Source organism: Nostoc sp. DedSLP03 (assembly GCF_034530815.1).
Lineage (GTDB): Bacteria > Cyanobacteriota > Cyanobacteriia > Cyanobacteriales > Nostocaceae > Nostoc.
Genome location: NZ_JAVRCK010000091.1, coordinates 23,742 through 35,992, shown reverse-complemented (window position 1 = coordinate 35,992; position 12,251 = coordinate 23,742). Strand labels below are relative to the sequence as shown.

Here is a 12,251-nt window from a genome sequence, read left to right as displayed (position 1 = left end):
ATTCAAAATTCAAAATTCAAAATTCAAAATTCAAAATTCAAAATTCAAAATTCAAGAACTTCTGCCTTCTGCCTCCTCTTTTCCAATAGACTTCTTGCAGAAGTAGGGAAAAGGGAAAAGGAATAAAAAAAACCTTTTCCCGCAAGAGTGCAAAAGTTACTTTTGCAAGAGGTCTAATTCCCAATACCCAATACACGACTATAAAAGAAATGCGCTAAACTCGAATTAGGCGAATCATAATTTGGTTCGTCACAAGACTTCTTGGAAGATATACCTATCGCAGGAAGTGGGTCGATGCCCACTTTTTTTATTGAATTCTCTCATGGCTCATCCTTTAGTTCCACAAATTATTGATTTGGCGACACCAGTGGCAGAAGAACTCGGATTGGAAGTGGTTGGCGTGGTTTTTCACACCAACCAAAGTCCACCAGTGTTGCGGGTAGACATTCGCAATCCTGAGCAAGACACTGGATTGAACGATTGTGAGAGGATGAGCCGTGCTTTAGAAGCCTCCTTAGATGCTGCGGAAATCGTTCCAGATACATACGTCTTGGAAGTGTCTAGTCCAGGTATTTCGCGGCAATTGGTAACAGACAGGGAGTTTATTTCCTTTAAAGGATTTCCTGTTATTATCTCCACAACGCCCCCCTACGACGGACAACAAGAGTGGATTGGTCAGTTGATTCGTCGGGATGAGACAGCACTTTATTTAAATCAAAAAGGTCGTGTAGTCGAAATTCCCCGCTCCCTAATTACTAAGGTGCAGTTAGAGGAGCGCCGATAACAAGTTACTAAGGCTAGAGGCTAGGGACTAGGTATTAGGGACTGGAGATTAGGCACTGGGGGTTGGGAAAGCAGAGGAGCACAGGAGCTTCAGGGACACTAGGGAAAGTTGCAGTCAGTCTTTCCCATAGTGCCCCCCTGCCTCTTTCCATGCCCCATGCCCCATTCCCCAGTCCCCAGTCCCCAGTCCCCAGTCCCTAATTTTTAAAGGAGATTGCTTATGTCAATGGTTACTTTAGCTGGATTAAAAGAATTAATTGAAAGTATAAGTCGCGAGCGGAATTTACCCCGGCTTGCGGTTCAATCAGCTATAAGAGAAGCACTACTTAAAGGCTATGAACGTTATCGTCGCGCCCAAAATTTAGAGCGCAAACAGTTTGACGAAGATTATTTTGAAAATTTTGAAGTAGAACTCGATATTGAAGGAGAAGGATTTCGCGTTCTTTCTACCAAAACCATTGTTGAAGAAGTAGATAATACAGATCACCAAATTTCTCTAGACGAAGTTCAACAAGTAGCTCCCGAAGCGCAGTTAGGGGACTCTGTAGTGCTGGATGTTACCCCCGACCAAGGAGAATTTGGTCGAATGGCGGCGATGCAAACTAAGCAAGTATTGGCGCAAAAATTACGGGATCAACAGCGCCAGATGGTGCAAGAAGAGTTCCAAGATTTAGAAGGAACTGTTCTCCAAGCAAGAGTCCTGCGGTTTGAACGGCAATCAGTGGTTCTAGCAGTTAGCAGCGGCTTTGGTCAGCCAGAAGTAGAAGCGGAATTACCGAAGCGGGAACAGTTGCCCAACGATAATTATCGGGCAAATGCCACCTTCAAGGTATATCTGAAAAAAGTCTCTCAAGGTCAGCAACGAGGGCCACAGTTGCTTGTGTCCCGTGCTGATGCTGGTTTGGTAGTTTATCTTTTCGCCAACGAAGTCCCAGAAATTGAAGATGAAGTGGTACGGATTGTTGCCGTAGCTAGGGAGGCAAACCCACCTTCCCGTTATGTCGGTCCTCGAACTAAAATAGCAGTAGATACTCTCGATCGCGATGTAGACCCAGTAGGCGCTTGTATTGGAGCTAGGGGATCGCGAATTCAAGTGGTAGTCAACGAATTACGCGGTGAAAAAATAGATGTAATTCGCTGGTCGCCAGACCCAGCAACATACATTGCTAATGCCTTAAGTCCAGCACGGGTAGATGAAGTACGCTTAATGGACCCAGAATCACGGCAAACTCACGTACTTGTAGCTGAAGATCAATTGAGTTTGGCTATTGGGAAAGAAGGACAAAACGTCCGTTTGGCAGCCCGTCTGACTGGTTGGAAAATAGACATTAAAGACAAAGCTAAGTATGACTATGCAGCAGAGGATACCAAGTTTGCAGCCGTCAGAACAAAATATCAATCAGAGGAATCAGAAGAAGACGACTCGGACTTGGAAGAAGAATTCGAGGATGAAAATCAGAACGAATTAGAAGAGGAAGATAGTTTTGACAATAACGATGATGAATAATTGATTAATTTTGTAAAGTTTTGATAGTGTAAGATTGTAGTCTTAGTCTCAAAAGCTACTTGGTATTGGTATAAGTAAAAAATAGTCATAATAAACTTATTTTTACTTCCATTATCTTGGACTGAGATCGCAAAGAACCAATGAAACCAAATTATCGGCGCTGTATTAGCTGCCGAAAAGTAAGCTCAAAAGATCAGTTTTGGCGGATTGTCCGCGTCTTTCCATCGGGAAAGGTACAATTGGATCAGGGCATGGGGCGTTCTGCCTATATTTGTCCAGAAACGAGTTGCTTACAAGCCGCTCAAAAAAAAAATCGACTAGGGCGATCGCTACATGCATCAGTGCCAGAAACACTGTATCAAAGCTTGTCGCAACGTCTAGCGCAGTAATACCCAAAACCAAATTTAGTTGGAACAACTTTGTGACGTAATCATTAGAGAAATTGTGTCAAAAGCCGAAGTCGCGCTTTCATCACACTCTCTGTCGATCGTTAAGGTTAGTGCCAAAATAGTAAATGGGTGTAAAAGGCATTCGGCTCTCCAATAACGAGGGGCGAAGCAACATTCCCAGAACAAAATGTCATCGATTGTGTTGTGGAAGACTCAGAATCAACAAAACAAGAAACTACAAAATGGCAACCTGGTAGCGCTCAGGCGCAGTTCGGCGTCAAGGATTCCTATAAAAATCTTTTATTTAAGAAATTTTTATGGGTATCCCTCAACCATCATTCGTGGTGGGGATGCCATTATTAAACCGAAACATCTCTCTTTCCTGATTGGAGGCACCGGCAAAAACTGAACGGCAGTCTAAAAACAGTAATCCAAGGATGGAGATGTCGCACTCCCAGGCAACCATCCGCTAAAACTGTAAATTAAAGGGGAAGAGTGGATGAACAACGGCAAAGTTAGAATTTATGAATTATCAAAGGAATTGAATTTGGATAACAAAGAGCTACTAGCAATTTGCGACCAGCTCGATATTGCGGTCAAAAGTCATAGCAGCACGATTTCAGAATCCGAGGCAGAAAACATCCGAGCGGCAGCAGAAAAGCTTGCAGCCACGAATGTGTCAGCCAAAAAGGAACTAGGTACAACCAGCCATAAACCAAATTCACCACCCAACGGCGGACGTAACCGACCTGCTGCACCTCACAAACAGCAAATTTTGGAAATACGCAAACCCAAAATATTGAGAAATACAACTCCCAACGCCCCAGAGGCGTCACTTGCTAACAATACCCAAGCTGCCTTGTCTGAAGCTAATCCTCCCTCTCCGCCACGGCCTTTCGCTACACCAGTCTCACCCCAAAAACCGGCAGCACCAACTCGACCTGTGCCCCGGACTCAATCTGAGACTCAAGAGCAACCTTCGATCGCTAACTTGGAACAAACGCCTAATCCAAGTCCGGCATCGGAAAAAATAGCATCCCAAAAACCGGAAAAAATAGTTCCACCCAGACCAAAATCGGAAAAACCGATCAAACCACAACTAGTTGCTCCTCCAGCCAGACCTGAGGCAGAAGTTGCCCAGGTGGTAGATGAGCCGCCAGTATCTCAGGCAGATAAACCGATCCTCAAACGCGACCAACGGCTACGTCCCGCAGAAGGCGATCGCGAACAAATTAAGCCGAGAGTCGCTAAACTGCCAACAGACCAGTCTCCACCAAGTGCGCCACAAAGGACAAGTCGTCCCACCCCTGCACCCAGCAGACCAGAGCAGAGAGGTAATAGACCATCTGCACCATCACAACTGGGAGAGGGACAAAGACCCAGACCGGCACGTCCAGGTGAAGCAGTAGCAGCTGCAATGCCGATTGCTACTCCACCCAGACAGATGTCAGGCATAGCGGGCAAATCTCAAGGATTGGGTGATGAACCAGTCACACCGGATCTCCTCGATTTGAAACGCCCAAGTCCGCCTCGCCCAACCAAAGGCGGCAAAAAGTGGGTAGAAGAGGAAATCATTGACGAAGTTAAAGAGAAGGCAAAAGCTGGCGTCAAAGGTAAGCGGATCAAGCCCATACTCGATGATGAGTTTGAAGAAGATTTGCTCGATGATGACGATATCGACTCACCAGCCACCGTCCAAGTCAGCCTTTCTATCGCTCGTCCTCCCAAACCGAAAGCGACTCGACCTGTACAGATACCAGGTGCAACCCTTGCTAGCGCCCCAACTGCAAGAGCCAAAAAGTCTGGTTCTAGGTCTGGTTCCAAGTCTGGTTCTGGGCGCGACAATCACCAAAACCGTCGCCAAGAAGCCGAGACAAAGCGCGAACGCCCCGAAAAAGTGACGATTACAGGGCCGTTGACTGTGCAAGAACTGGCTGACGTATTAGCCGTTCCCGATACAGAGATTGTGAAAATCCTGTTCCTTAAAGGTATGGCGGTGAGTATCACTCAAAATCTGGATATTCCCACAATTACCCTGGTAGGAAAAGAACTAGAAATAGAAGTCGAAACCGCCGAACGAGAAGCAGAAGCTCGGAAAATTACGGAAATGGTCGGTGCAGAAGACCTAGAATATCTCCACCGCCGTCCGCCTGTGGTGACAATCATGGGTCACGTAGACCACGGTAAAACAACCCTGCTCGACTCAATCCGCAAAACAAAGGTGGCTGCTGGCGAAGCTGGTGGGATCACTCAACACATTGGTGCATACCATGTGGATTTGGTACATGAGGGCAAACCACAGCAGATAGTCTTCCTGGATACTCCTGGTCACGAAGCCTTTACAGCAATGCGAGCCAGAGGAGCGCGGGTAACAGACATTGCCGTGTTGGTAGTAGCTGCCGATGATGGTGTCCGTCCTCAAACCATTGAAGCCATTAGCCACGCCCAAGCTGCGGGAGTGCCAATTGTTGTCGCAATTAACAAAATTGACAAAGAAGGGGCACAGCCAGAACGCGTTAAACAAGAACTCACTCAGTATGGTCTGACCTCAGAAGACTGGGGTGGTGATACGATCATGGTTCCCGTCAGCGCCATCAGAGGCGAAAACCTGGATACGCTCTTAGAGATGATTCTCTTAGTAGCAGAGGTTGCAGAACTATCTGCCAACCCAGATCGTACCGCCAAAGGAACTGTCATTGAAGCACATCTGGATAAAGCTAAGGGAGCAGTTGCTACATTACTAATTCAGAATGGTACCCTGCATGTGGGAGATATTTTGGTAGCTGGCTCGGCTTTCGGTAAAGTCCGGGCGATGGTAGATGACAGAGGTAAGAGAGTAGAGATTGCTTCTCCTTCATTTGCCGTCGAGGTACTAGGTTTAAGTGATGTACCGGCAGCAGGCGACGAGTTCGAGGTCTTCGAGAACGAAAAAGAAGCCAGAGCGCTTGCTAGCGATCGCGCAGACAGACAACGCTTATCCCGTTTGTTACAGGGTCGTGTTACCCTTACAACCTTGTCGGCTCAAGCACAAGAAGGCGAGTTGAAAGAACTCAACTTGATCTTGAAGGGAGACGTACAAGGTTCCGTAGAAGCCATTGTGGGAGCGCTCAAGCAAATCCCGCAAAACGAAGTCCAAATTCGGATGTTGTTGGCTACTGCCGGGGAAATCACCGAGACAGATATTGATTTAGCCGCTGCTAGTAACGCTGTAATTATCGGCTTCAACACCACCTTTGCCAGTGGTGCTAGACAAGCCGCTGATGAAGCAGGTGTCGATGTCCGGGAATATAACGTTATCTACAAACTCCTAGAAGATATCCAAGATGCCTTGGAAGGTCTTTTGGAACCAGAGTTGGTGGAAGAACCCTTGGGTCAAACTGAAGTCCGTGCCGTCTTCCCAGTTGGTCGTGGTGCGGTTGCTGGTTGCTATGTTCAATCTGGCAAGCTAGTTCGTAACTGCAAAGTCAGGGTGCGACGCGGCGGTAAGGTGATCTATGAAGGCGTCCTTGACTCCCTAAAACGGATGAAAGAAGATAGCCGTGAAGTCAATGCCGGTTATGAATGCGGTGTCGGCATCGATAAATTCAATGATTGGGTTGAAGGTGACATCATCGAATCCTATCAGATGGTTACGAAGCGCCGCACTCTCACCTTAACGAGATAGTGTTGAGGGTAAAATGGTTAGAAGTTAGGAGTGATAAATTAGGAGTTAGGAGTTAAAGGCTGCTAATTCCTAACTCCTAACTCTTAACTCACAACTTTTTATAATATGCATTCATTTCGCTCTGAACCTATTTTGTGGATTCACGTCGCTGGATTAGCGACGTTGCCTGTTTTTTTAGTACTCTGCTTATTGTTCTTGTCTGTAGGCGAGCCATTTTTACCAGTCTGGATGGAGCTATTCTTAGTTGCCGCTATTGGTGTTCTCCCCCTGCTATGGATGCAGTTGCGTCGCCCTTTTTATATATTTGCTCTTTTAGGAATAGCCCAAAAACCAGAAAATCTGACTGAGCGGCAGCGAAAAATTCTCTGTTTAATTAATACAAAGGTAAATCGTATCCTGGCATTGGTGGCAGCAGCCTTGTCGGTTTGCATACTGTGGTATCTTTACCAAATTGCCCCATTAGTAGCAGATTCAGCTAAATTTCTCCCACAATGGCGCAGTGTTGCATTAGTGCTGGCGGGATTAGCATTTTTGGGTGGCAATCTATTTTTACAAGTACCTGTGAGTGTAATGCGAGTTTTGGTGACTAATGACACAGAATTTGCTGGCATAGAACCATTATCTTTAGAAAAGATTAAGCAAGATTTCACAATTTTAGGGGTGCGAGTTAATCAAATCGTGCCTCGATTATTACAATCCTTGTTTAAGATAAATACAGATTCGTAGCAGCCCGTAAAGTATATTATTTAACTTTAAAGGGCTACAAATAAGTATCAGAAGATGCAGTGGTGCAGAGGAGCAGAGGAGATAAGGGGACAAGGGGACAAGGAGATAAACAAAACTCCTAACTCCTAACTCAGCACGGGCTAAACCTTAGCTTTCCGCTAACAGCATTCCTAATGCCCAATGCTCCATTGCCAATATCCAGTTACCGTTGAAGAAAAACAAAGGAATGAGGAACTATGGCTCAAATTCCAGCTTCTAGCGATCGCCAATTTTCTGCCGATACTGAAATTTGGTATAGCCTCAAATGTGCGATCTCCACTAGTTCCGGTTTTCAACGCTGGCAAGTAGAACGCGATGCTCAATTAGAGGGAATTCGCTTAGATCATCAGGTACAACGGTATTTAAGAGAAACTTTAGAAACTTTAGCTTACTGAAGACCAAACAAATCTTCTAGGTTTGTTTGCAAACGACGGAGTTGACGGTATGCACCCTGCAAGCGATCGCCATCAACTTCCACTTCATTTGTGGGATAATTCTTAATAATTTCAATCAGCGACACTTGCCCGTCTTGATTCGCAGAAAGTACCAAAGCGGCTCGTAAAGCTTGCCGATTTGCTCTTTGAGACGGTGTAGAAATAACTTGACTAACTCGATCCAAAATAATATTACCAATCTGGCTATTGAGCACTTTATCTAAAAATTCAGCATTTACCTTTATTGGCTGTGTTAAATACTGACGAATGGCTTTGGGGTCTTGTTGCGCCAAAGCTACATTAACTTTTAGTAAGCCTGAGAGTTCACCTGTTTCGGCAAAGGTGGATATATCCTCTACAGAAAGTGATTCCCGGAAAATACCATACTTCAGGACTACTCGTTCTGCCGCCAAGGCAGGAGTGGACAAAAACAGAATCCAGATAATGCTTACTAAAACTAAGACGCGACGCAGCCATAAAAAATTAAAATGCATTTCTCTCGATTTCCAATAAGTTTGCTTTTTTTGTGATGATATTCCAGCAGAAGTAGTTGCAGCATCTAGCTTTAGGGAATACTAAAAAATCGCCTCATCCCCATAGTGCCCCTAAGAAAATTTTCTGAATAAGACAATATAACTAATGTATAAGTTCTGTAACCTCTCTAAGGAATTTAGCTGAATCAGTGCTAATCATCCAGTATAGTTTTGCATGGGTTTTAGAGCAGCTACAACGCTGTTATCTTTAACCTTGTTTAGACATACCGTAATTCAGCACATCACAGCACAGACGGAAAAAATGAAATATCGGGGTTTTTACATTACTCTTGCGAAAAATTTTCGGCTCCTTTCTAGCAATCATCTGAGATATTCTTTGCGCGTGGGAGCCGGACTCACGGCAATGCTTGTTGTTTCTAGTGGAGCAATACTACTATCTAGTGAGGTTAATGCTGATACCACTCCTCCAGAAAATATCGCCCCAACTCGCACAGCCCAAACTCCTGCGACTGCCGCAGCGATTTACGTTAATCCAGCAACTGGTGCAGATAGGGCTGGTGCTGGTGCCACCCCGGCAGCACCCTACAAAAGCATAACTTTTGCTCTCAGTCAAGCCCAAGCAGGTGCAGTTATTCAATTAGCACCTGGTACCTATAACCAAGAAAGTGGTGAAACCTTCCCGCTTTTACTTAAACCAGGGGTGACACTACGGGGTGATGAAGCTACAAAAGGTCAAGCGGTATTAATTACAGGTGGAGGCTTCTACACTAGCCGCACCTTTGCCAGACAAGATATTACCATCCTGGCCGAACAAGATACCACGATCGCCGGCGTCAGCGTCACCAACCCAAATAGTCGGGGTACGGGTGTGTGGGTGGAGTCAACTAATCCCACTATCAAAAACAGTACTTTTACTAACAGTGTCAGAGAAGGGGTTTTTGTCACGGGTACAGGCAATCCCAAAATTGAAAGTAACCTCTTTGTACAAAACAAAGGCAATGGGATTTCAATTGCTAAAGCTGCTCAAGGAGAAATTCGGAGTAACTTATTTCAGGATACTGGTTTTGGTCTAGCGATCGGTGGCACTTCCACACCTCTAGTTGTAGAAAACCAAATTATCGAAAACCAAGACGGTCTTTTTATCTCAGAGTCAGCCAAGCCTGTATTACGTAAAAATGTCATTCAAAATAATAAGCGGGATGGAGTAGTAGCAACTGTCAACGCTTCACCCGACCTTGGCACCAACGAAAGTCCTGGTGGCAATCTGATCCGCAATAACACTCGTTATGATGTGAACAACGCCACCAAAACCAGTAAAATTGTCGCTGTTGGCAACGATATCGATCAGAAAAAGATTTTTGGCTCAGTAGATTTTGTTGCCGCCAGTGTTGATGTACCGCCTGGAGGGGCTGTTGCTTTTAAAGATGTACCAGCAAATTACTGGGCAAAAAGCTACATCGAAGCTTTAGCATCTCAAAATATTATTGCGGGCTTTCCTGATGGCAGCTTTAAACCCAATGAACCTGTAACTCGTGCTCAATTCGCCACTATTGTCACTAAAGCTTTAACGCCAGCAGTTAAACGCCCAGCAATTAAATTTAAGGATGTAGCAAGCAATTTCTGGGCTTACGCTGCCATTCAATCTGCTTACCAGAGTCAATTTGTTTCTGGTTATCCCGATGGCACTTTTAAGCCACAGCAGCAAATTCCTAGAGTGCAGGCGTTAGTCTCTTTAGCTAATGGTTTGGGCTTAACTGCAAGTAATCAAAATGTCGTTTCCTTTTACACTGATGCTGCTCAGATTCCTAATTATGCGATCGCACCAGTTGCCGCCGCAACTGCAAAGCAATTAGTAATCAACTATCCCACAGCCAAGCAACTTAATCCTAATCGTGAAGCGACTAGAGCCGAAGTTGCTGCCTTTGTTTATCAGGCACTTGTCAATGCTGGACGTGCCCAACCAATTCCTTCATCTTATTTGGTAACAGTTCAATAAATGTCTAGTTAGCAAATTGGAAGCGCCAGACTAATAAATTATCAGTCTGGCGCTTTCAATATAGTAGTTTTTTAATTTTAGGGTTTTTTAATCATAAAATTTGGGGTCTTTAAATATAGCTGACCCCTTTGAATGTGATTGGGTTTATGGTCAGGGTCTTTATATTGGCTGACCCCGTTTCAATGATTTCTATTTTCACAGAAATTTTTGCTTTTTGGGATTTCCTAATAATTTTTTTACTTTTTCTTTCTGGATATTTTAATCTTCATAAAAGCATGAGTAAATTTGAAGAAAAGATATATCAAAAGAAAGTAGTCAAAAATTAACTAGCTAAGATTTCTCCCTTCAGGAATTAGGATTTTTACCGGAATTGGGGCGTTGTTGCCGACGCTGTTCCCAGCGCCAAAGGAAAACCATTAAAGCAACTATTCCGACTTGGAGAGCTAAATTAGGCAAAGCGCTCTCAACATCGCGTCCGGCAAGCACTTGGAAGAAAAAGACGAATGCACCGAGTGAACCAGAAGCAGCGAAAGCAATGTAAAAAAATTGTCGTAAACCGCGAAAAGGAGCAGCTATTTCTGCTTTCAGGCTGGCATACTGTTCAGGATTAAGACGATTTTTGGGATTTTGATCTACCATGATTAAATCATGTTATACTCTTAGATTGTGTACGCCGATGTGGCTCAGTGGTAGAGCAGCTGATTCGTAATCAGCAGGCCGTGGGTTCAAATCCCATCATCGGCTTTGATGAAAGTATTCTTCAATATTTAGAGTTTGACATAAATCATGTACAGTAACTAATTATCTGTCGTCGGTGACACATTACTGAGTGGGGTATTGTTATCGGTCGGTTTTATAGCAATGCTTGCGATCGCTGCTGTTGGAGTTGGTGCTATCTGATTTAGTTGCGCAAAGACAGTCCCAGTGCCGCTTGGACATCTGCCGATATTGCTTGTGAAGAGGATTTAGAACCGAATGGCACTAAGTTAAGATACAGCCCTTATCCTGACTGGTTCCCAGCCTCCAAGCTGGGAACTTATTTTGGGAGGCTCCGCCTCCATAGCTTGACAAGAGGTAGAACCTCTTTGAATACATTCCCAGCCTGGAGGCTGGGAACGAGTCTAAACAAGCTTTTGGGCTTTTCTTAGTGCCATTCGATTTAGAACCTTCAATGTGGTGTTAGAGCAACAAAACCAAGACTGCTGTAAAGTAAGTAGCGATGCTTGGGTTGGGCTACGCCTACGCGTCTTTTTGAAAATCAAGCGGATCGCAGGTTATTGGCAGAGGGCGATCGCTTAATTTTCTCAATTAGACTGAGATAGATTTACTAAATAATTCACTAAATAACTCTGACTGCTTACTGTTGACAGATTTAACACCCCTACTCCCATTTTCAAGTCAGGTGAATTATTGCAGCAAAGGAGTTATGCCATTACCGTTAGTTGAGGCGTTGGTAATTGCAGCTTGAGTAGGTTGAGTAGTAAGAACCGCTACAACTGGAGTAACTTTTGAACTAGATTGTTTACTTCGTCTTCGATTAGAGCCGCCAGCCTTGGAATACTCTATACTGTTTTTGCCGTAGACAGTTGCAACTCCACTTAGCATTCGTTCAGACATTTCGGAGAGAGCTTTATCCATCTGGGTTACTGTTTTACGCGATTCTTCCAGATTGGACACCAGCGTATTATTAGCTTCTACCATTGCACGGGTAGTATTGATTAAGTGGTTATAGGCTTCAATAGTTAACCCATGTCCTAAATCCAGATTTTCATCAATAGATTTAAGCAAGGCGAGACGAAGTTGGGCTTTGTCAACAGCAGCAGAACCACGAGTTTTTAAAGACATAACACATCCTTTTTTAATAATTCCTTTTTCAACATAGTGGAATATGCTTTTGCCTGAGATGGGTAGTTTTGTGGATTTATTTCATTAAAACTTCAACGAAATAATTACGAATCTACCCGTATTTTTACTCATTTTTATATCAATTTGTTGTTTGAGAATAAGTACAATTAGCAACAGTAATCACAAAATCAATAAATGAGTACTCCGAAATAGCAATTGGGTACTCCGAAATAGCAATTGGGTACTCCGAAATAGCAATTGGATACTCCGAAATAGCAATTGGATACTCCGAAATAGCAATTGGGTACTCCGAAATAGTAATTGGGTACTCCGAAATAGTAATTGGGTACTCCGAAATAGTAATTGGGTACTCC

12 protein-coding genes and 1 tRNA gene are annotated in these 12,251 nt (G+C 44.2%); 9 read left to right on the top strand and 4 right to left on the bottom strand.

From position 1 onward, the window contains the following. Positions 1 to 322 precede the first annotated feature (322 nt). The 6 genes from rimP to RM368_RS31120 all read left to right on the top strand — a co-directional run bounded on the left by rimP (position 323) and on the right by RM368_RS31120 (position 7,503). Positions 323 to 784 carry a ribosome maturation factor RimP gene (gene rimP, locus RM368_RS31145; RefSeq protein WP_322697628.1) on the top strand — a complete coding sequence of 154 codons (462 nt, stop codon included), beginning with the start codon at positions 323 to 325 and terminating at the stop codon, positions 782 to 784. A 219-nt stretch (positions 785 to 1,003) separates the two neighbouring features. Next, the gene (gene nusA, locus RM368_RS31140) at positions 1,004 to 2,290 is read left to right on the top strand and encodes a transcription termination factor NusA (protein ID WP_322697627.1); all 1,287 of its coding nucleotides are present in this window, start codon (positions 1,004 to 1,006) and stop codon (positions 2,288 to 2,290) included. A gap of 140 nt (positions 2,291 to 2,430) precedes the next feature. Next, positions 2,431 to 2,679: a YlxR family protein gene (locus RM368_RS31135; RefSeq protein ID WP_322697626.1), complete on the top strand. Its 249-nt coding sequence runs from the start codon at positions 2,431 to 2,433 to the stop codon at positions 2,677 to 2,679. Between the two features lie 499 nt (positions 2,680 to 3,178). Beyond that, entirely contained in the window at positions 3,179 to 6,343 is a 3,165-nt protein-coding gene (gene infB / locus RM368_RS31130) for a translation initiation factor IF-2 (RefSeq protein WP_322697625.1), read from the top strand. A 105-nt stretch (positions 6,344 to 6,448) separates the two neighbouring features. Next, entirely contained in the window at positions 6,449 to 7,069 is a 621-nt protein-coding gene (locus tag RM368_RS31125; RefSeq protein ID WP_322697624.1) for a low-complexity tail membrane protein, read from the top strand. A gap of 236 nt (positions 7,070 to 7,305) precedes the next feature. Continuing rightward, positions 7,306 to 7,503 (top strand): hypothetical protein, encoded by a 198-nt coding sequence (locus RM368_RS31120; protein WP_322697623.1) that lies wholly within the window; start codon positions 7,306 to 7,308, stop codon positions 7,501 to 7,503. Here the strand turns inward: RM368_RS31120 and RM368_RS31115 are convergent. Then, on the bottom strand, positions 7,497 to 8,036 hold the full coding sequence (locus RM368_RS31115) for an alpha/beta hydrolase (RefSeq protein WP_322697622.1): 540 nt from the start codon (positions 8,034 to 8,036) through the stop codon (positions 7,497 to 7,499). The genes RM368_RS31120 and RM368_RS31115 overlap by 7 nt on opposite strands. A gap of 301 nt (positions 8,037 to 8,337) precedes the next feature. Here RM368_RS31115 and RM368_RS31110 point away from each other — a divergent pair, with 301 nt between their 5' ends. After that, on the top strand, positions 8,338 to 10,032 hold the full coding sequence (locus tag RM368_RS31110; protein WP_322697631.1) for a DUF1565 domain-containing protein: 1,695 nt from the start codon (positions 8,338 to 8,340) through the stop codon (positions 10,030 to 10,032). A gap of 345 nt (positions 10,033 to 10,377) precedes the next feature. On the opposite strand, the gene RM368_RS31105 is transcribed toward RM368_RS31110, so the two are convergent. Further along, positions 10,378 to 10,671 (bottom strand): DUF3493 domain-containing protein, encoded by a 294-nt coding sequence (locus RM368_RS31105; protein ID WP_322687703.1) that lies wholly within the window; start codon positions 10,669 to 10,671, stop codon positions 10,378 to 10,380. Between the two features lie 33 nt (positions 10,672 to 10,704). Between RM368_RS31105 and RM368_RS31100 the strand changes: the two genes are divergently transcribed. Both RM368_RS31100 and RM368_RS31095 read left to right on the top strand, forming a co-directional pair. Beyond that, positions 10,705 to 10,776, top strand: a tRNA-Thr gene (locus RM368_RS31100). Positions 10,777 to 11,205: 429 nt separating this feature from the next. After that, on the top strand, positions 11,206 to 11,331 hold the full coding sequence (locus RM368_RS31095; RefSeq protein ID WP_322697621.1) for a hypothetical protein: 126 nt from the start codon (positions 11,206 to 11,208) through the stop codon (positions 11,329 to 11,331). A gap of 108 nt (positions 11,332 to 11,439) precedes the next feature. Here RM368_RS31095 and RM368_RS31090 read toward each other — a convergent pair whose 3' ends face one another. Together RM368_RS31090 and RM368_RS31085 are read right to left on the bottom strand one after the other, a co-directional pair. Further along, positions 11,440 to 11,877: a hypothetical protein gene (locus tag RM368_RS31090; protein ID WP_322697620.1), complete on the bottom strand. Its 438-nt coding sequence runs from the start codon at positions 11,875 to 11,877 to the stop codon at positions 11,440 to 11,442. A gap of 139 nt (positions 11,878 to 12,016) precedes the next feature. Continuing rightward, the coding region (locus RM368_RS31085) for a hypothetical protein (RefSeq protein WP_322697619.1) at positions 12,017 to 12,251 on the bottom strand (235 nt) is incomplete at its 5' end.

What these genes read in the sequence shown, in the direction of transcription:
- RM368_RS31105 (WP_322687703.1), bottom strand. Translation starts at nt 10,671, where the DNA reads ATGGTAGATCAAAATCCCAAAAATCGTCTTAATCCTGAACAGTATGCC.
- rimP (WP_322697628.1), top strand. Translation starts at nt 323, where the DNA reads ATGGCTCATCCTTTAGTTCCACAAATTATTGATTTGGCGACACCAGTG.
- RM368_RS31125 (WP_322697624.1), top strand. Translation starts at nt 6,449, where the DNA reads ATGCATTCATTTCGCTCTGAACCTATTTTGTGGATTCACGTCGCTGGA.
- nusA (WP_322697627.1), top strand. Translation starts at nt 1,004, where the DNA reads ATGTCAATGGTTACTTTAGCTGGATTAAAAGAATTAATTGAAAGTATA.
- RM368_RS31135 (WP_322697626.1), top strand. Translation starts at nt 2,431, where the DNA reads ATGAAACCAAATTATCGGCGCTGTATTAGCTGCCGAAAAGTAAGCTCA.
- RM368_RS31090 (WP_322697620.1), bottom strand. Translation starts at nt 11,877, where the DNA reads ATGTCTTTAAAAACTCGTGGTTCTGCTGCTGTTGACAAAGCCCAACTT.
- RM368_RS31115 (WP_322697622.1), bottom strand. Translation starts at nt 8,036, where the DNA reads ATGCATTTTAATTTTTTATGGCTGCGTCGCGTCTTAGTTTTAGTAAGC.
- RM368_RS31110 (WP_322697631.1), top strand. Translation starts at nt 8,338, where the DNA reads ATGAAATATCGGGGTTTTTACATTACTCTTGCGAAAAATTTTCGGCTC.
- infB (WP_322697625.1), top strand. Translation starts at nt 3,179, where the DNA reads ATGAACAACGGCAAAGTTAGAATTTATGAATTATCAAAGGAATTGAAT.
- RM368_RS31120 (WP_322697623.1), top strand. Translation starts at nt 7,306, where the DNA reads ATGGCTCAAATTCCAGCTTCTAGCGATCGCCAATTTTCTGCCGATACT.